This window comes from Microbulbifer maximicatervae (SeqCode), from assembly GCF_056231245.1.
Window position 1 is genome coordinate 3,525,333 of sequence record NZ_CP174334.1, and the last position, 21,170, is coordinate 3,546,502.

General features: G+C 44.7%; 13 protein-coding genes. 6 read left to right on the forward strand and 7 right to left on the reverse strand.

The genetic code is table 11. The features are described 5' to 3' along the window. Nucleotides 1-91 precede the first annotated feature (91 nt). Nucleotides 92-1,135, reverse strand: a complete 1,044-nt coding sequence (locus ACJJIS_RS15410; protein ID WP_475708473.1) for an AraC family transcriptional regulator — start codon at nt 1,133-1,135, stop codon at nt 92-94. Nucleotides 1,136-1,313: 178 nt separating this feature from the next. Here ACJJIS_RS15410 and ACJJIS_RS15415 point away from each other — a divergent pair, with 178 nt between their 5' ends. The 5 genes from ACJJIS_RS15415 to ACJJIS_RS15435 all read left to right on the forward strand — a co-directional run bounded on the left by ACJJIS_RS15415 (nt 1,314) and on the right by ACJJIS_RS15435 (nt 9,571). Next, entirely contained in the window at nt 1,314-3,230 is a 1,917-nt protein-coding gene (locus ACJJIS_RS15415) for a DUF3604 domain-containing protein (RefSeq protein ID WP_475708474.1), read from the forward strand. Between the two features lie 105 nt (nt 3,231-3,335). Next, nucleotides 3,336-4,250, forward strand: coding sequence for a peptidylprolyl isomerase (locus ACJJIS_RS15420; RefSeq protein ID WP_475708475.1), 915 nt, complete (start codon nt 3,336-3,338; stop codon nt 4,248-4,250). After that, complete coding sequence (locus tag ACJJIS_RS15425; RefSeq protein ID WP_475708476.1) at nt 4,240-5,301, forward strand: HupE/UreJ family protein; 1,062 nt, start codon at nt 4,240-4,242, stop codon at nt 5,299-5,301. Before ACJJIS_RS15420 ends, ACJJIS_RS15425 begins: the two co-directional genes overlap by 11 nt. Nucleotides 5,302-5,525: 224 nt before the next feature. Further along, nucleotides 5,526-5,984, forward strand: coding sequence for a GNAT family N-acetyltransferase (locus ACJJIS_RS15430; RefSeq protein ID WP_475708477.1), 459 nt, complete (start codon nt 5,526-5,528; stop codon nt 5,982-5,984). A 542-nt stretch (nt 5,985-6,526) separates the two neighbouring features. Beyond that, a complete protein-coding gene (locus ACJJIS_RS15435) occupies nt 6,527-9,571 on the forward strand; it encodes a thrombospondin type 3 repeat-containing protein (protein WP_475708478.1) in 3,045 nt (1,014 codons plus the stop codon). A gap of 463 nt (nt 9,572-10,034) precedes the next feature. Here ACJJIS_RS15435 and ACJJIS_RS15440 read toward each other — a convergent pair whose 3' ends face one another. From ACJJIS_RS15440 to ACJJIS_RS15465, 6 genes are all read right to left on the reverse strand, one after another. Continuing rightward, nucleotides 10,035-11,552, reverse strand: coding sequence for an MFS transporter (locus ACJJIS_RS15440; protein WP_475708479.1), 1,518 nt, complete (start codon nt 11,550-11,552; stop codon nt 10,035-10,037). Between the two features lie 1,184 nt (nt 11,553-12,736). Next, entirely contained in the window at nt 12,737-13,759 is a 1,023-nt protein-coding gene (locus ACJJIS_RS15445) for a hypothetical protein (protein ID WP_475708480.1), read from the reverse strand. A gap of 110 nt (nt 13,760-13,869) precedes the next feature. Continuing rightward, nucleotides 13,870-14,958: a hypothetical protein gene (locus ACJJIS_RS15450; protein ID WP_475708481.1), complete on the reverse strand. Its 1,089-nt coding sequence runs from the start codon at nt 14,956-14,958 to the stop codon at nt 13,870-13,872. Nucleotides 14,959-15,346: 388 nt separating this feature from the next. Beyond that, the gene (locus ACJJIS_RS15455) at nt 15,347-16,141 is read right to left on the reverse strand and encodes a right-handed parallel beta-helix repeat-containing protein (RefSeq protein WP_475708482.1); all 795 of its coding nucleotides are present in this window, start codon (nt 16,139-16,141) and stop codon (nt 15,347-15,349) included. A 491-nt stretch (nt 16,142-16,632) separates the two neighbouring features. After that, nucleotides 16,633-18,267, reverse strand: a complete 1,635-nt coding sequence (locus ACJJIS_RS15460) for a PepSY-associated TM helix domain-containing protein (RefSeq protein ID WP_475708483.1) — start codon at nt 18,265-18,267, stop codon at nt 16,633-16,635. A 4-nt stretch (nt 18,268-18,271) separates the two neighbouring features. After that, nucleotides 18,272-18,643 (reverse strand): hypothetical protein, encoded by a 372-nt coding sequence (locus ACJJIS_RS15465; RefSeq protein ID WP_475708484.1) that lies wholly within the window; start codon nt 18,641-18,643, stop codon nt 18,272-18,274. A 437-nt stretch (nt 18,644-19,080) separates the two neighbouring features. Between ACJJIS_RS15465 and ACJJIS_RS15470 the strand changes: the two genes are divergently transcribed. Then, nucleotides 19,081-21,153, forward strand: a complete 2,073-nt coding sequence (locus ACJJIS_RS15470; RefSeq protein ID WP_475708485.1) for a TonB-dependent receptor — start codon at nt 19,081-19,083, stop codon at nt 21,151-21,153. Nucleotides 21,154-21,170: the final 17 nt, after the last annotated feature.

Genomic DNA, 21,170 nt, shown 5'->3' on the forward strand with positions numbered 1-21,170 from the left:
CAAATTTAGCTGGGTGGTATGTAATATCCAATAGCCCTAGGAGTAATTAATGCAAACAAATCGACTCCTCTATTGATAAATAAAGTCGCTCTTAATCTATACAGATTTCTGTTGAGGTATCTCTACTATGCTTAGTCCGAAATTCTCGCGGAGATTGCCCAGTCCATTTTTTAAAGCTTCTGGAAAAACTACTGGTATCACCGAATCCAAGTTTGTAGGCGATTGACGTGATCGGGGTATCGTTTTGCTTAAGGTACTGCACAGCCTGATACTGGCGTATTTCATCTAGCACAGTCTGATAACTGGAACCTCTTTCTTTTAGTTTTCTATGCAAACCACGGCAACTAATACCAAGCTCCTTGGCCACGACCTCTTGTGAAAAATTACCTGTAGCCATCAGATCAACAAGCACTCTACTGGTTATGCTAACTATGTCATTCTTCTGCAAACGCTCCAAGTAACCAATTAGGGCTTGCTCGTTGACCCTGACCAGCTCATCGTTTCCCGAAGAGAGCTTTCGATCAACAAACTCTTGTTTAAATCTAATCTCACAAGTGTCCGCCGAAAAGTTAATTGGGCACTTATACATCATTTGATGCCGCTCAAGAGTGATAGGTCTGGGCCTCTCCAGATTAATAGAAATCAAATGACGATGCACATCAGGGCATATCTTTCTGATGGACTTTATTAGCAAAGCCATAAAGGCATCTATAGCGTGAATACTTGGATCATATGGAAAATTATCAACTTTTTCCCAAGAGACTACTACTTGTTTCTGTTCATCATGAACATTGATTCGCATAGCGGTGGTAACCACTTCTGAGAATCGAGCAGACCTCAGTAAGCTCTCCCTGATGGAGCTACTGGCCAAGTGGGCATAGCTTAGAGCATGAAGGTTTGTATGATTAACATACTTAGTGACTTGCAGGCCGATACAATCATCACCTGATATGGATTCAGCGAGCCCCCATAGTTTTTTCATATTCTCTAAAGGAATTCTCTGATTCGCATCCTCTATGCACTTAGGGTCAATTTCTGCACGCTGCAAAATTTCTTGGGTAGAACAGAATGGTTTTAGGGCCTCAATAATAGGTAATACCCAAGTTGCAATGGTCGTGTGTCCATACTCAGCCATCTACAAGTGTGTCCTAATTGGTCAAGAGATTGGCTTTATTTGCAAAGAAACCTAAAAGCCAAATGATTAGCATCTAATCAATCACTTCCTTATTTACCAAGATTATCCTAACGATCCTGACATGTTAAGAGGATCTAGTCATCTAAAAGATAGCCAACCGACGTTGGCAATTGGAAATATGAAAAATCCCATAAAAAGAATAGCACGTCTGGTAGGGGTTACATTATCCATCACTCACCTAAGTGTTGCTGCTAGTGAGCCCACTCAGGTTTTCTGGGGAGATATGCACCTTCATACCTCCTATTCATTCGATGCCTTCTTAAGCCAAAATTATTCGGCAACTCCAGACACCGCTTATCGCTGGGCCAAGGGGCAGCCGGTTATTCACCCCTACACTCATGCGAAAGTACGTATAGACACCCCCCTGGATTTTCTCGTGGTTTCAGATCACGCTGAAGGGCTGGGTGTTATGAGGGCAGTGGTGAATAAGACAGATGAGCTAGACAGCGATATGTCCTTATACCAGTCAATGATGCGCTGGTTTGCCAAGCAGCATATCCGATATAAAGTATCTATGAATGAAGGTATGGATATTTTCAATGAGTTACTGCCCGCTAAGGCTCTCGGCACAGTAGCTCCCACCGACCCTGTCCAGGACCCGGCTAACAAGTTCCCAGAGCCGGTTCTTGGTGATTTGGATAAAACCCGGACAAGTGCATGGAGCGCAATAGTCGATGCTGCAGAGCGCCATAACAACCCAGGCACCTTTACCAGTTTTATTGGCTGGGAATGGAGCTCAACCCCAACAGGGGCCAACTTACACCGGGTTGTGGTCTCCCCTGATGGGGCGGATAAAGCTAAGCAGTATCTTCCTTTTGGGGCTGATCAGAGCCAGTACCCAGAAGATTTGTGGCACTGGTTAGATGAGACATCTAAACGAACTGGCAGTGAATTCATTGCGATTCCCCACAACTCCAATGTATCCAAAGGCTATATGTTTGCAGAAACCACTCTGCGTGGTGAGCCAATTGATACCCAGTATGCACGTACACGCATGCGCTGGGAGCCCCTGGTTGAAATAACGCAAATTAAGGGGGACTCAGAAACCCATTCAACGCTTTCCCCGGACGATCCTTTTGCCGACTTTGAGAATTATCCATTTTACCTACAAGCTGACCCAGAGTCGTACCGTGTTGCCAAAGGTGACTTCGTCCGATCGGCCTTGCGTTCTGGGCTGGAAATACAGAAAAAAATTGGTGTAAACCCTTATAAGCTGGGGTTTGTAGGGTCGACAGATTCACATACGGGTATGTCAACTGCGGAGGAGAATAACTTTTGGGGCAAGTTTGCCCACGACTCAGTACCAAGCAGCAAGCGAACTAACACTGTCATTGGCGGAACCAAGGCTACAGGTTGGAATATGTCTGCTTCTGGACTCGCCGCCGCTTGGGCAGAAGAAAATACTAGAGAAAGCCTTTTCGCTGCATTTAAACGCCGTGAAGTATATGCCACTACAGGCCCTAGAATACAGGTGCGTGTCTTTGCAGGCTGGGATTTCCCCAAGCATGCGATAGATGCAGAAAATATTGCTGAGCTGGGTTATTCCCATGGAGTACCTATGGGGGGTGATTTAGTCAAACCACAAGGAACTGACCAGCCAATTCAGCTACTTATACGCGCGACAAAAGATCCCAAAGGAGCAAATCTGGATCGAATCCAGGTGGTAAAATCTTGGTTGGACGCAGCGGGAAAAAGTCATGAGAAAGTAATTAATGTTGCTTGGTCTGGGGAGCGCACTCTTAATAACCAAGGCCAGTTAAAGCCAGTGGGTGATACCGTGAGTCGAGAAACGGGGCAATACACTAACAACATTGGTTCTATTGAGTTATCGACCTTGTGGCAGGATACAAGCTTTAATGTGAACGAAAGAGCATTTTACTATGTTCGGGTATTACAAATCCCTACTCCTCGCCATTCACTTTACGATGCAGTGGCCGTAAAAGAAATTAACAACGGAAATATTCAGATACCATCTGAAGGACCTGCTGTTATCCAGGAGCGCGCTTATACATCCCCAATTTGGTATACCCCCTGACACCGATAGGAAACCTCGACGCTACAGCAAGCACATAGCATATCTAAAAAAGTAGCTTGCATACTGATATCAATACACTCTGCGGGTTTCAATGGAGGAAGCTTCATGCAGCGGAAATTAGAGATTCTGAAAAGGGAGCCTCTGGTACACTTTTCTATTATCGCTTTAGTGCTATTCGTTGTCGCAGAGTTGTTAACAGAAGAAAATGGAACCAACTTTGAAGGTACCTTGCTTATCAGCGAAGACATACTAATTGAGCACCTCCAATTCCAGAAAAAAACATTTAACCAGAATTTTGCACGACGTTATTGGGAGGGTTTGACTCAGCCAGAAAAGTCCAACCTGATTAATGATTACATTAAAGAAGAAGTACTTTACCGTGAAGCCCTTAATCTAGGCCTGCAGAAGCATGATCAGATTATACGACGGCGCCTTATTCAAAAGCTGGACTATGTAAATGGTGGCTTTTCCAGTAACACTGACATTAGTGAAGAAGACTTGGAAAACTACTTCCAGCTTCATCGCGAGAAATATCGAATTGAAGCATCTATTACCTTCACTCATGTTTTCTTTGATTTTAGACGTCACTCTACAGAAAAGTTAGAGAAGACTGTTAAGCAGAGCTTGAACCACTTAATAAAGCAGTCAGTTCCATTCGAGGAGTCCGCCCGCTACGGAGACAGATTCATCTTTCATCGGAATTATGTAGATCGTACTCCCCGTCTAGTGGCCAGCCACTTCGGAGATAATTTCGCAGAAAGTATCTTTCAACTACCATTGAATACTTGGTCCGGTCCATTTGAATCTCCGTATGGTCTACATCTAATTTTGGTTAGTGAAAACAAAACAAGCCGTCTACCCAGCTTTAGAGAAGCCTCCCCTTTAGTGCTTGAGGATTATCGACGGGAAAAAATGGAGGAAAACAGACAACTTAGGATACAAGAGCTGTTGGCAGGATACAGAATAGAGAGGGATGCCTCAATACCATATGTACCTGTAGATATCACCTATGCCAACTAAAAATCCCTACAAGATCATCAAAGCCCTTCTATTCTTATTGTTACTTACAACAATTAGTAATTTTAGTTTCGCTCATGATGGAAGACCGATATACATTGAGTTAAAAGAGGTCACGGAAAGCAGCTATATCCTTCGATGGAAAGTCCCGCCTATCATGCAGCCAGGCACTGAACCTGAGATACACTTAAAGGGCGAATTCTGCCAAATACAACCAGAGATAACAGGACCTGCCGGACCCAACGTGAAGAGTTACCTATGCAGAAACCCCCACCCAAACAATTTTACAAGGCTATATAATCCCCTAACTATAAAAATCACATACCCCATTGCCAATCCAGCCTTATCGAGCTTAATTCATTTTGAAAAATCAGACGGTGACACTATTAATCTCTTTAATAGCCCCAAGGTCTTAGAGATGAATTTACCTTCCCGCCTAACTATTTGGGATTGTGTCAAACAATATATTGAAGCAGGTTTCTTACATATATTGGAGGGCTATGATCACTTACTATTCGTGTTATGTTTAGTCTTTATCGCCAGAAATTTTAGAAGCACTTTAATAGCGATTAGCGGATTTACATTAGGCCACTCCCTCACCCTGGGACTCGCAAGTTTAGATTTATTCACCATAAGAGTAGATGTTGTTGAAGTGTTGATCCCATTGAGTATTATGCTGTTAGCCGCAGAAATTGTATACGCGCATAATGGACAGAGTAAAACGAGTTTAACCCGACGCTATCCTGCGATTGTTGCCAGTGGCTTTGGGTTACTTCACGGATTTGGTTTTGCCAGTGCGCTAGCGGAATTAGGCCTTCCTCACAGCAATAAAATCACCGCATTATTTAGCTTTAATATAGGTGTAGAACTGGGGCAGATATTATTTGTCTTGGTTTTGATTTTCTTATCATCTACAGTTCAGTGGATATTCTCGAACTGGAAGATCTCAATTTTGTATCAACACATTCTAACACAATCAAAATACGCTATTTATCCAGTTGGAGTAGTCAGTGGGTATTGGGCAATTGAAAGGACCGTTGGGCTAATTTCCTAAACAAACAAAGCTTGAATCACAAAAGCTGCTTCAAGACTTACAATCTGCTATCCTCACGCAATCACACAGATCACGGCCTGCAGTAGAGGCCAGTTATAAGTATGAATTGACCGCCACTCAATAGAAATTTGTCTAGCTTTGTTAGCCCACACCAAAGTCAGATACAGGCCTTTGTAGAGTTGGAGCAGTTTTCATGACCAAATCTATCACCACTGAAAATAAAGATGTTAAATTTTAGAACAGCACTTATAGAAGACCTTCCTGATTTACTTAAGCTGGAACAGTGTCTTATCGAAGCCGAAAGGCCATACAATTCATCCATTAAAGCTGAATCAGCATTCTATTATGATATGGAAAAGTTGATACTATCTGATGACTCATATCTTCTGGTAGTTGAAATCGAAGGTGAGGTTATTGGAACGGGATATGCCCAGATTCGAAGCTCAAAAATATCTCTTGATCATGAGCGGCATGCTTATCTGGGATTTATGTATGTATCACCAGCGCACCGAGGAAAGGGCATTAACTCAAAGCTAATAGAAAAATTAATTGCATGGGGTACACAGAATGGTGTTCAAGATTTTTATCTTGATGTTTACTCTCAAAATAGCTCAGCGATAAAAGCCTATGAAAAAGTTGGCTTCCAACCATCACTTATGGAAATGAAGTTAAATCTTAAATAGAAAGTTCACAGCCTATAAACCCAGGTGATGTCGATGCCCTTGGCTCACCTGATTTACACCAGGCGATTTCAAAGAGTGTTATTAAAGAAGCCTTAGCCAATATACTTCGATCTAAATACCTGCCTGCAAGATTTATAATCAACTTGAAATGGCGGGGTAATTCCCCATCTTAGTAGCGGCTTAATCAGGCTCAGAATCAGATTCCACTTTAGAAAGAGTCAAGAGCAACAGCAAATCAAGCTGTCAAATTATCTATTCCATTATATTTTATGGCGTAAATTTGTCTTCACTAATTACACGCTTTATCACCCATAAATTATCCCGCCAAAATTTCGCCATTCATCACACTTTTAGTGAGAAAGAACGCATAGTTACCACACTCATAAACGGTTGTGCGCCATAACTTTAGTATTAGAAATACGCACAATCAAAATAATGACATCTATCTAAAAATAAGCCGGAGTCCAAGTGCGCCAGCATAAATGATTTATTGCAGGGGTATTTTTTACAGGTCTACTGCGTTTGTCTGACAGATAACAAAAATGGATTTTGTTCGGGAGATTATGACCATGCGTCTACCTTCGCTTATTGCGATACTATTTTCATTGGTGCTTTTAAGTGCCTGCGGTTCTGATGGAGGCCGGGGCGATGCCGCCGATGACTTGCTCCCGCCCCCTGGCGTCACAGACTCAGATGGTGACGGTATCGATGATGATAATGACAATTGTCCGAGTGTTAGTAATTCAGACCAGGAAGATTTAGATGGCGACGGCAGCGGTGATACCTGTGATACTGATGACGATGGCGACTCCCACCCAGACACTTCAGACAACTGCCCACAAACCCCAAATTCGGACCAAGCCGACAGTGATAGCGACGGCATAGGCAATGCCTGTGACAGTGATCTGGATGGCGACAATGTCCCCAACGATTCTGACAACTGCCCTGCTGATTCAAATAGTGAGCAGGGTGATATCGATGGCGACGGCGTCGGGGATGTGTGCGACAACGACCGCGACGGGGACAATTACACCGACAGCTTGGATAACTGTCCGGACGTAGCCAACCCAGACCAATCAGATCAGGACAATGACGGTATCGGCGACGCCTGTGACGAAGATAGCGATACTGACAATGACGGCCACGACGATGGCCAGGATAACTGCCCAGCCGTATCCAACCCAGATCAAGCCGACCTTGACGGCGACGGCATTGGCGATGCTTGTGACAGCGATGACGACGGTGACGGCGTAGACGATCAAGACGACAACTGCCCAACCGCAGCCAACTCCTCACAAACCGACCAGGATGGCGATGGTATAGGCGATGCCTGCGATGACGATGCGGACAGTGACGGCATCGATAACGAAGATGACAACTGCCCATCCACCCACAACCCAAGCCAAGACGATAACGACGGAGATGGCATTGGCGACGCCTGTGACAGCGACGACGACAATGACTCTGTCGAGGATGAGGTCGACAACTGCCCCAGCCATAGCAATAGCGACCAAAGTGATATCGACGAAGACGGTGTCGGCGATGCCTGTGATAGCGACCAGGATGGTGACGGTATTGATAACGACGATGACAACTGCCCTGCTACCGCCAATTCAGACCAGAGCGATATCGATGGTGACGGGCAAGGCGATAGCTGTGACAGCGACGATGACGGCGATGGTATAGACGATAGTAATGACAACTGTCCGGCCGTTGCCAACGATGATCAAACCGATACCGACGGCGACGGCACTGGCGATGCCTGCGACAGCGATCGCGATGATGACGGCGTTGAAAATGAAAATGACAACTGCCCGCTTGTACCCAACGCAAATCAAACAGATACAGATGGTGATGGTTACGGAGATGCCTGCGATGACAATACCGATGTCGACGGCGATCAGGTACCTGACAGCGTCGACAACTGTGTCCTCATCCCCAACACCGATCAAACTGATCAGGATGGAGATGGTGTCGGGGATGCCTGCGATAGCGATCTGGACGGCGACGGCACCGATAACGATGACGACAACTGCCCATCGATCCCCAACTCAGACCAACTTGATACTGACGGGGATGGCAGTGGCGATATCTGTGATAGCGACGACGACAACGACGGCGTCGATGACATAGCCGATAACTGCCCCACTGAATCCAATAGTAATCAAACGGATACTGACGGCGATTCAGTCGGTGATGCCTGTGATCCAGACCTTGATGGCGATGGTATCTTCAATGACGACGATAACTGCCCCTACGTCAGCAATACACTACAGGAAGATAGTGATAACGACGGAATCGGCGATGCCTGCGACGGCGACAACGATAACGACGGCGTAGATAACGCTAACGATAACTGCCCGGATACTGCCAACAGCGATCAGTCGGATATCGATCAGGATGGCGTTGGCGATGTCTGTGACAGCGACCGGGATGGTGACACAGTCCCGGACACTTCCGACAACTGCCCGGCTATTCCAAATGATGATCAAGCCGATCAGGACGGTGACGGCATCGGTGATGTTTGTGACGATGACAGTGATACCGACAATGATGGCCACGATGACGGTGAAGACAATTGCCCAGCCATCCCCAATCCGAATCAAACGGACACGGATGGTGACGGTGTCGGCGATGAGTGTGATAGCGATGCCGATGGTGATGGCACGGACAACACCGATGACAATTGTCCACTAACGCCAAACGACCAAACCGATACTGACGGTGACGGTCTTGGGGATGCCTGTGACGAAGACCTGGATGGTGACGGCGTTAATGATGACGTCGACAACTGCCCAATGATTCCGAATCCAGGGCAAGAAGACGGCGATAACGACGGTGCCGGAGACGTCTGCGATAACGACCGTGACGATGACGGGCTGGATGATACCGTCGACAACTGCCCCGCGATTCCAAATCCAAACCAAACCGATACTGATGGTGATGGAGTGGGAGATGTTTGCGATGCAGACCTGGATGGGGACGGAGTAGAAAACGATCTCGATAACTGTCCCCAGACTCACAATCCCGAGCAGGAGGACTCTGATAACGATGGTATCGGCGATGCCTGCGACCTCGAATCAGGCCTGTCCTGTGCAGCGTTTGAAGACTTGGAGATCGTTAACGGTGTAGATGCAGACCTGACTTACGGAATTGAACAGCCCTGTGATGGATGTTCTATTACTGCAGTAGAAAGGGTATTTAACGGCGTCCTATCTGATGCAGCCAGAATGGAAGTTGTCAGCGGTGCGGGCGGCTCTACCCATATTCAAATCAACCACCACTCGGTTAAAGAGGGACGCCATGTGGTCGGTTTCCTGGTAGAGCACACCACACCACTGCTGGATATCATCTACCTCAACACCATCACAATCAGTACATACTTGGATGGAGTAGCTACTGGAGAGTCCACCAGCGGGTATCGTCTGGCCCCATTTAAAGTCAACGGTGCTCGCAATCACCGCCTGCTATTAGTCACCACCAATAGCGACTTTGATCAGGTGAAATTAACGCTGGAAGGATTGAGCTTTACCAATAATCAACTGGATGTTTACCTGGCCTGCTCAAAAGCTGTGGGCCAGCCATAACTAAAAGAAGAAATAAAAAGCCCCGGTACGCCGGGGCTTTTTATATACAATCAAATTGAAAGGAATAAAGCACATAAGGAAAACTAATTCCAACCTTTAAAACAATAAAGAACGCAAACCAAAGAACTTATTTACCACTCACCTAATGCCCACACACCAAAAATTAAAAAATCAAAAATCCTAAAAAATAAAACTTTTTTAAACATGCAAGATAGGCCTGATCAAATTGACAGCGGAGCGCCTTATAATTACTGACCAGTAAGTTAACTATATATTGGCCGGCTTATTTTTTAGCATAGTTGACAATTAAACTTATAGTCACTCGAACGCCTCTCAGAAACCATTCCAGCTGCAATTAGACTTTAGAAAAAATATGGGCTTGCCATTATCAATAACATGCAGATGTATCTGTACATTCGAAGGTGAAGTACTTGACGAGGAACTCCATGGCTTTTTTTAATGATTAGCCAACGTCATCAAGTGACTTCCCCGTCATTTCTATCCGGTACTTCCAGGTTATCATTGCGCCAATCAAGGAAGTCACCGCTAGTGCACTAAGCAACATACTTGCGCCAATGTCGCTAAGTAAAATTGGAAAAAAAAATGCGATTGCAACACCCCCGAACTTTGAGATAGATGCGGCCAATCCCGCACCAGCACCACGATAGCGGGTCGGGAATACCTCCCCAGCGATTAGATAAGTCTGAGAATTTGGCCCCAGATTATTCATCAAGTTGAACAACATAAGCCCCCCGAAAATGAATGGTAACTGCTGGCTAGTGTTTAAAGACTCTCCATAGGCGGCAATAAGAAGGCCGAGTGCACAACCAAGGAAGCCAAGAACTTGCAATCGGATACGCCCCACCCTATCCACAAATATAATTGCTAGAATAACGCCAACTACCAGCATTACATCGATTAATGCTGCCCCTTTCGCCGCCTCGACTTTGTTATGGATTAATTCCGAAATGGAGCGGGCATGGGGTGACGCATATCCCAACACATTCGCTAAAATTACTGGCGTGAAGATACCAACGCCATAGGTTCCCAAATCCTGCAAAAACCAGGGAATAGAGGAGAGTTTGATTGCTTTTCGAGAATTCTTATCCTGAAGTAAATGCTTAATACTCGATAGTTCACCTATCTTTTTCTCATTCGTCTCCGCTGTGGCAACATTCTTCAATAAGAATCTGGACGGGTATGGCGGATCTCTTTTCAAAAGTTGGCTAATAGATTTCTCCGCCTCTGGCATACGACCTTTAGCCAGAAGCCACATCGCACTCTCGGGAATGTAGAAACGACCAACCATGATCAAAATCGCTGGAATAATCGCCGCAGCATACATATACCGCCAAGCTTCCAGTGAGGGATACCAAGAGAGGACCAAAAATGCGAGACCAGTTCCTACTAACATCCCAACGGCCTGAAAACTGAAGGCTCCGAGCACCAGCCTACCCCGCAAGCGCGATGGCATGCTTTCAGAGATCATCATGTGAGCCGTGGGATAATCACATCCAAGCGCCAACCCCAGGCCAAACAAGGAAAAAACAATCACGAGATAAGACTGTGCGAAGGTCAATATCACAAGGAAAAAGATAAACATGATCATCTCTACAATGAACATTTTCCGCCGGCCATAGAAATCGCTCAGCCCTCCCAGGATTATCGCCCCAACCAGAATGCCAAACAATGTCGCCGATGTCACAAAGCCAACACTAAAGGCAGATAAACCAAATTCTTTAGCGATCAGAGTATGAGATACCCCGGTCATAAAGACGATCATACCCTCAAAGAATTTACCAGCTGTAGCAAGCCACCAGATTCGCCACTGCATTGACGTAAAAATATTTTGGGGAATAGAGGTTCCATCACGCCAAACAGGGGTTTCATCAATGTAATAGTCTGCAGAACGGTGTTCGCTCAACTGGGCATTTTTAGTCGGTGACGGATTTGAAGTGCCATCAGACTGTTTTCTCTCCATGATCGCCTTCTTAAATGTCCCTATGAGTTGGAATAACACTAGCCCAAAGTGATGACAGCTAGTTTATTTAAATATAAGAATAAAGAAGAATCGGTAGGTGCTACCTGTAACTACATTAGGGGGAGGCAATTGGTGACATTTTTAGGTGAAAAAACACTTTAGCGTATCTATGATTTTCAGCCATTGATAACTACAAGAACTTGTATGGGCAGCGAACTAGCCAGAACTTCAATAAACTCATATCACCTCTTACACAGAAACCCATTGATCATTATATTATCGTTAGTTTTACGGGCCTACCGATTGACCGGATAAATCTCAAGCAAGGATGGAACAATTGGCGATGTAGGCAAGAAGGCTCAACGCAAAGTCCTAAAATTTCCTGTGAGGATTTCAACTTAAAGCTTAGGAAAATATAAATCTAAAAAGGTAAGTCCATGATACTGCCTTTATCAACACACCGAAGTAATGAAGTAGTTGGGAAAAATTGGCGAAAACATGGTGGCAATACAAAAAAGACCAAAGAGCAAGTAAAGAACGGACCTCAACACGCACTGGAAAAAGAAAAATAACGAGAGGCTCTATGAATATAAAACTAAGTTTGCATAGACACCAAACACAAACTAACCCATGATTATGCAATCAATTTTACCGGGCTAGCACAGACGCGATCTGACACTTACCTGTTTCTTAAGAGACTTCCTTATAAGTGAATATTATTCTTACCGCTATTCACACCGACCCCATACAACGCCAAGGGATATAACTTCCATTAGATTTGAGAAGTATACTTAAAGTAGCTCACTACTAGCACTTGGACCCAACACTCCACCATTTCACTAGGAATATAAAATTTCCTGCACAACTAGATAAACAACCTTCTCAATTCGTTGCATAGAAGCCTGGCCATGATCGAAATTAAAGAAAATATATTGTGCCCAGGGAATCACTTATCTTTTTCTTCACTGGTAGCCTCACAGCATTTCTAAGAGTTAATAAATTTTAAATATTCTCCCATATAAGTTTTAGAGCTAAAAATTCAGAAGATAAGAAAAACTTAAAATAAGAACCCATAAATTCAACTTGAAAAAAAGACCTGGTAACCTATACCTGATAGCAACCTACAAATAGAGCTTCCTAAACTGGGAAGCTCTATTTCACATATATTCAAAGATGAAATAACACTATTGTAGACCCAGCACTACATTATTATCCCCCAGCTGGCTTGCGGTAGCTAGATTGTTAAGTGTTGTTTGACTAAGCGTCAACTGGTTAGTATCACCGGTTTGCACTGCAACAGCGGTATTAAAACTCTCCAGCTGTACTATTAGCGAGGTATTGAGCAAACCACTAAACTGCAGTGTTTCTGCAAAGTTAAATCCATTACTCTGTACGGTCTCTGCAGAATTTAATCCACCAAACTGCTCCGTTAATGCCGTATTAAAAGCACCAATTTGCAAGTGAATAATTTCAAGACTGGTGCCATTTTGAACAGCAAAACTATCGTGACCAACCCCCTGCTGAGTATTGTCAATTAAATTAGTATTGCCTCCCTGCAGAGCTACAGAGTTGGAGAATGACGCTGAGTTTTGCGTAATACTCACTATCATTGAGTTTCCCGCCTGAAAACCCAATGCATTATTTTCTACACCTGAATCCTGACTCATAAGGAAATTCAGGCTTTCACCGACCTGAACCATAGTTGCCATATTACCAAAACCATTAGTTTGAGATAGAAAACCTGTATTGGATCTGCCTAATTGAGTAATACTGCCAGAATCATTCACACTATCAGCCTGTATCACAGAAATATCATGATTTGATCCAGCCTGAAAAACGTAGGAATAATCACCTTCCGTATCTGCCTGAAGCGAGTTTGCAGAACTCCCCTCTCCAAACTGATTTTGTATTGATGTTGACAAGACGGAATCCATTTGCACAGCATTTGCAGAGAGGTTACTACCGACTTGCCTCTGGATAATCGTGCTAAATTCTGTCGATGATTCCTGCATAGCAACAGCTTGGTTACTCTCACCAATCTGCAATTGTATAATCGTACTACCATTTACTGTTGGGTCACTCTGTTCACCAGTTGCAGAATTTCCACTTCCAATCTGTGTAACCTGATAAGTGTTATCGGCAGAAAAAGCGACTGCACTGGCCATCGCAACAAACACGCCGAGTGAAATAGGCTTCATCACATTCATCACTAACTCCTTTTAAGCAGCCGGCTACAGAGTAGCCAACTGCTAAATATCTGTATAAACAAATATTCAACCTTGAACATTAAATAATTAAAAAATATTTATATCAGGATTTACTGTAATCCTAAGACAATATTACTATCACCTACCTGGGTGGCAGATGCAGTATTGTTGATCGTCGTCTGGCTTAAAGTGACCTGATTAGAATTGCCTAGCTGGGAAGTAGTTCCTGTATTGAAACTAGCAAGCTGAGCTATCACTGAAGAGTTTCCGGACCCTCCTAGCTGCAAAATACCTGCATCATTAAAACCACCAGTCTGTGCAGTTTCGGCAGTATTAGAGCTGCCGAATTGTTCACTCTGGGATACGCTAAAGTCACCTGCCTGCAAGAGCTCGGCACTATTTGAATTACCAAACTGTAGGGAATAGGCTTCATTAGAGACACCAGCCTGAGAATGTCTAGCGAACAGCCCTTCTCCTGCCTGTCGTATTTCACTGTAATTCCCAATCGATTGCTGGGAAGTCTCTGCTTGGTTATTACTCCCAGCCTGGGAAATAATAACAGTAGAATCAAAGGCAAGGGTTTGACTCACATCTAAATCGTGAGAGCTTCCAAATTGTTCTGTAGTGACACTATTCCCGACGCTCAAATTTTGCACAATTATCGCACCCTGATCACTACCCTCCTGAAGGGATGAGACTGTATTCCCGGCAGTTCCATTTTGAATAACAGTTATGTTACTTGAATCGCCTAATTGTATGACACTGACAAATTCGCCAAGAGTCCCAGATTGAATTAGGGATGTGTCATGATTCTCACCAATTTGAACTACCAGTAAAGTACTGAGTTCAGCAAATTGCTGTAGAGTACCTGTCGAGTTATTACTACCAACCTGCTCCACAAAGGTGCTTGATAACACTGAGCCGCTCTGAGTTGATTCTATATAGTTGCTATCACCAATTTGGGATTGCTGAATCAAACTGAAAGAAGTAAAAAGATTCTGGGTTGCATTCACCTCATTGTCATCGCCCACCTGGATTTGAATAACTGTATTGCCAATTGCGGAGGGATCACTTTGGTCTGAATTGGCCGTATTACCCGAGCCTACCTGGAGGACATCATAGGTGTTATCTGCTGCAAAAGCGGCAGTTCCAATCATTGAAAGTAAAACAGTTGCTGCAACAGGTCTGTACATGCTCATCTAATACTCCTTAAAGATGACAGGTCCAGCTCGAAAGCTTTTACGACGATGTTTTCAAGAAAGCAGCATCATTGAGTAGAACAAATATTGAGGTCGTGGCGCACTGCATGGGCCACTTAGGGGCGGGCGGTGACAGTTGAATGACTAGCTTCATAAGTCAAACTCATACTACTTCGCATACAAACATCAATATTGCGATACTTCTTGAGTAATAAAACGATGCTGAATTCAGTATTGATAAGAAACAGAGGTTTTTCTATGAGAGATTAGTTGTATGCTAGTGGGAAGAAAGTATCCTGTTTACACAGGCGAGCAACCAGAGAGTGAGTATTTCTTACTAATAAATGAAGGAGCAGCCATACAATTCGACTACTCCATAGATTATTATTTAATCTAAACAACTCGGATCAGCCGTATCAAAAATATTTCCATACCATAAATTTGTAGACATACAGGCATCCGGATTTGAATCAACCAAATCACCATCCGGATTTCCTGTTGCTATGTTTCCGGTAATCAAATAATCACTTTGACCCCCTCCCTCCATTGATATTCCAGTCTGCCCATTATTTGTCACTATGTTTTGAACAACTAACCCGCCTGATGAAGGCCCAATTACTATTCCGCCTTCATTATTACTGTCGCAGAAGTTTTGAGCAACGAACGCGTTATCACCACCAATATATAACCCACGAGATGCCCCTCCTTGATTATCTATTAGGAAATTTCTAACCGCACTATTATTAGCACCATCAAGCTCCATCCCTCGAGTAAAAAAACCAGTAGCAGTAGATCCGCTTACGATATTATTCTCGCTTATCAACCAGATTCCTGTTTCAATACCATTTTGCACAGTCATCGTTTGAATACTATGAAATCCATCCCCATCCACAAGAATACCTGTGGCACACCCATCCACCACTCCATTTGAAAGAACGGCCGCGATACCCAAGACGTCAATCCCCCTAGTAGATCCACCGCCACACTCCAAGGTGAATCCATTCATATCTAAACTTCCAGTTGGCCCTTCAATCGTTAGTGCCGGCGTACTACTACAATTTAATAGATCTTCAGTGAGAATCTCTGCGGTTGTAATAGTATCTCCACACTCCACCGCAGCCACTGACACAAAGGGAAGAGCCAATATTGCTGACACTAGAAGCTTCACATCCATTAGTTTCATATGCTATACCTTTAAGTCTATAAAAAAACAATTAATAAAGTTCGCATCCGAAGATTTTACTTTTAACGGAGGCGAAGCATTTTTTAGTCTAGCTACGGTTATTAACTTAACGATAAGAAAATTTTCTCATACCTTAAATTTTGAAATTAAAACAAATTGACACTGAATAATACTTTCGGCCTAGGACCTAATAAAACCCAAGCACATCAAACGACGTAATGTCTTCATTTAAATTAACGCCTTCTATTTAGCAAGTAGCTATGCAAAGCCTATTAGCTTTTAAACGCTCTCTGTCTACTCAGGATCAAAATCTAATAAAAAAGGAATGGGCAGGCTATTCAACTTATTCATAAGCGCATAAGCACAAGAATTGGAGTCAGCCTATTTAGCAATACCTATAGAGGCATCAGGCATGAACTAAAGGTAAAATAATCATTCCAATAGTACCCATATATCATCAAAAAAGGGGCTCTAAATAGAGCCCCTTTTTATTATCCTGATGCCTGTGGATGGGTATCAGGTAAAGGATTTTGAATACTACTCTCTACCAAGGGCTTCTCCACAAGCTCAGACCAGACACTGTCCGCTTCGATTTTTGCCTGCCGCTTGCGAAGATGAATCAAAAGTAAAACAAATGATGCACCTATCAGTAGCGCAACAACGTCAACCGCCCATACCGGAGTGGCAGCTCCTAACAACTCACCTTTGATAAGTGAGCTAATTGGTATCAGGAAAATAGTGGCAATACAGAAGGCAAGAAGCTGTCGAGCAGCAGCCATGGGACGACGTATAAATGCCCAGATCAGCGCAAATAAGAACCCTGTGTAATAAGCGGCTTTCTGCCAAAACTCAATATCCACCTGCGCATGGGGCAGCCATTTAACTGCCAGCATACTAGCGGCGACCCCCAAGATAGTGCCCAGCCCAACCCCCACTGTGAGCTTTGCCATTACCATTGATGAGGTTGTTTGTACCGGTAATGTCCCCTGCCCCCTGCGTTTTTTGCGCCGGCTTTCAATCCACAGTAGATTGCCGGTGAAGAAGATCAGTGCTCCCATAATGCCGAGAATGAAGTAGACCCAGCGCACGGCATTTCCACCAAAACTTCCAAAATGCAGGGAAAAAATGCTTAATACCGTGCCACTATAGCCATTGAAATTATTGGGCAGAATGCTGCTATAGGGAACTTCGCTCAAGTAAGGGTTGCCTAGCACATAAGCATACTCAGCACCTCGCACCACCTCACCATGCATGATTCCACCTACACGCATACGTGGAGCGCGGGTATCCAGATTCAAATAGAGAATTTCCGCCATCTGGAATTTGGGCTCCCCCTCCTGAATCGCAGCTTCCAACTCTGCGACCGGCACCAACTCAGTGAAGCTCTTCACCTCTGTTGGCGCCGGGCGAGTGAACATGGGGGAATCTCCGTATACCGCCACGCGCAGAGCACCATAAAGTGGATCATGAAAGGCAAACACGAAGGCGGTAAAAGCGATAACCAGGTGAAACGGCAGAGAGGTGATACCCAGTACATTGTGAAAATCCAGCCAGTAGCGCTTGCGGTTCTTACCCTTTCTGAGTACCAATAAGTCCTTGAACCATGTGGGCAGGAAAATAATCAGGCCCGAAATCAGCGCCACAAAATACAGTGCCGCCACAACACCCAATACATAAGTACCAAAAGCATCATGGCCCTCACCACCGGGAATACCGGCGGTGCGATGTAAATGGTCGACAAATTCACCAATGGCGGAAACTGTAAAGCTCTGAGTAATCAGCTGCCCTTTTTCATCGAAGCTGGCATACCAGAGGGTGTGGTCACGGGTTTCTTCGTCCTCTATTTCCCAACTCACTGGTGCAGCCTGCTGCCCCGCCAGCGGCAATTCGACAGTCATCTGTTTTGCTGCTTCCGGATGCGCCTGCAAAACTTCGGAAATAAGGCTGTCATACTGATCGACAGAAATACTTGGCAGGGTGGTCTCAGGCTGCAGAGCCCATTGATTGAGGGGCCCTTTAAACATGGTCAGAGCGCCAGCGACAAAAGCGATATACAGAAACAAGCCCGCAAGAATACCGGTCCAGGTATGCACGCTTTTATAAGTTTTAATCAATTCAACGCGCATATTTTTAGCCTCCGAATTTCGCTACCCACAACAGGGTAAACAGCACCAAATTTAGCCCCAGGTAGAGAGACAACATACGCCTGACACTAATAAACAGGTAAACCAGACTTACCAAAGTGAGCCAGACAGGAGTGATCAGCCACATCACAAATTGGCTTTTATCGTCGACCACTACATCACCGGGGCCCCACAGAGCAATCAATCCAGCAATGGCAATTGCGATGGGCAATCCGAAGAAAACTGCACACAGGCTTTTAATCCACCAGTGGGGTTTGTAGCCTTCCAGCCCTTTTTGAATTCGCTTCTTTTTCTTTGCCAAGACTTTGCCCGGCTTGTCCAATACACCGCTAAAAGGCAGCAATCCCAGCGCTAACATAAAAGTGCTAAGAAGCGTAAAGGAAGCTGACGTTGCCGAAAAATTTTGGTGGAAAAGTGCCCAGGAAATGACAAGGAGCGCAAAACTGATGAGAAGAGCGGGGTAAAACTGGATTGGTCTCTGCTCACGCCACTGCTGATTGGGACAGCCTAAATAAAAGACAGAAGACGCAAGGAGACAACTCAATAGGCCGAGTCCCGTTAAAACTGAGGAATACATTTCTAGTTTCACTTAAGGGTTAGAAGCACTACCACTAAAGTGGTAGAAAATTGTTTGCCAGGCACTGATCAATCGGTGCAGCTAAGCCGTTGCCAGACGAAATAATAGTGAGAGTTTATTGCGGCAATCCCCTATTTGCAAATAAGAATGATTAGCATTATATTCGCTGCCGATCTTCCTTGTCGTCCTGACTTCTTTACCTTGCTAGGGATTACGCTATGTATAAACGCCACCTGCTCAGCAAAGCCGTTTCACTCACTATTCTTGCTTCGATTGGAGCGACTGCAATCGCCGCAGATGAGAAGAAAGAAGAGTATGCGCCGCAGGCAATGGAAAATGTCATTGTTATTGGCGAGAAAACAGAGCGCTCCCTCAAGGAAACCACCTCTTCGGTATCCGTGATTACCGAAGAAACCTTAAATAGCATGCAACACCTGAGCATCACCGATGCGGTGTCTAATATCTCTAACGTGGTGGTACTTTCCGGCGCTACTCCAGATATTCGCGGTGTGTCCGGTAACGGTTCAGCCACCGGCTTTAACTCCTTTACCGGTGGTGCCAAAGCCCGTGTCTCCACGTTAATTGATGGTGTCGCCGAGCCATTTGTTGCAGACCTCACGGGTGATTCCGGTATTTGGGATGTAGAACAAATTGAAGTATTTCGTGGACCCCAGTCCACCAGCAATGGCCGTAACAGCATTGCCGGCTCTGTATTTATCAAAACCAAAGATCCCAGCTTCGACTGGGAAGGTGCAGCTCGCGTAGGTTACCGCGACCAGGACGGCTACATCGATACTTCTGGCATGATTTCCGGCCCAATTGTTGATGATACCCTCGCATTTCGGATAACTGCTCAACAGCTCACCGGCGACACACTGTCTAATGCTGAAGAATATGAAAATAATCCTGCTGATTTCGACCTAAATGAATTGGAAACCCAGCGACTAAAAGGCAAGCTGCTGTGGACTCCCACAGAAAAACTGAAAGCGCTCGTGGCTGTATCTACCAATAGCGAAGAAGGTAATACGGGGCGTATCTACTATACCCTGGACGATCCCTACGAATATAAGCCTGCTTTCTATCGCAATATGGATACTGAATCCACCACGACTAGCGTCAAAGTGGATTACCAGATCAACGATGATACCTCCATCGAAGTCCTCGCGGCCTATATGGATTATCAGTGGGGCTTTGACTCCTATGAAGAGGAAGCTACTGACCAACAGTATGTTCGTATGGACGAACAGAACATCACGCTCGACGCAAAACTGAACTTTGGCCTCAACAGTGATAGCTTGCACGGATTTATCGGCTTTGCTCACTTTGAAAGAGAGCAAGAATTTGACAGCACTGGTAGTACCATCTATTTCGGTGATGATGAAAGTACCTCTACTGCTTTTTATGGCGAAGTCACTTATGCACTGACTGATAGGCTGAATTTAATCAGTGGTCTACGCGTAGAGCAGGAGGAACAGGACCGTTACTTTAGCTTGCTATTCTTCGGCGAACCCAAGGACGACTCTCTTGATACCGACGAGACAATCGTTCTTCCAAAAATTGCACTGCAATATGATCTTACCGAAAACACTGTCATCTCTGCTAGCGCTCGAAAAGGATACAACTCAGCTGGTGGCGCCCTCACTTTTGACTCGGAAACATTCGAGTACAACTATTATTATTACGATGAAGAGACCGTTAATACCTACGAGCTGGCTCTGCGCAGCTCCCTAGCAGACGGCACCATCAACATAACTGGCAACCTCTTCTACAACGAATACTCCGGCTATCAAGCTCTCAGCTCTGCCCGTAGAATCGTCAATATGGATAGCGTCGAGACTTACGGTGCGGAAGTTGAAGCTATTGCTATGCTAACCCCGCAGTGGGAACTCCGTGCAGGTCTAGGCCTGCTAGAGAGTGAAATTACCGATGCCGGTACGGATTATACAGATGCGAATGGCAATGAACTCAACTCTGCCCCCAATGTCACCGCAAACTTGGGTACAAAGTATTGGTTTAATGATGCACTTAGTGTAGGTATTTCAGCCAATTATGTAGCTGAGTACTATGGTGATTTCGCCAACACTGAAGAAAGAGTCGCCGGTGACTATACTCTGGCCCGATTGAACGTGAACTACGAAGGTGAAGATTGGAACATTGCAGCGTTTATTAACAATGCCCTGGATGAAGAAGCCTATACAAATAGAGAGCCAGCTGGCCGCAGCTACCCAGACGGCTACGCTGCAATTATTGACCCACGTAATTTTGGTGTATCCGCTACCTACCACTTCTAATTAGCTCCTTTACCAAC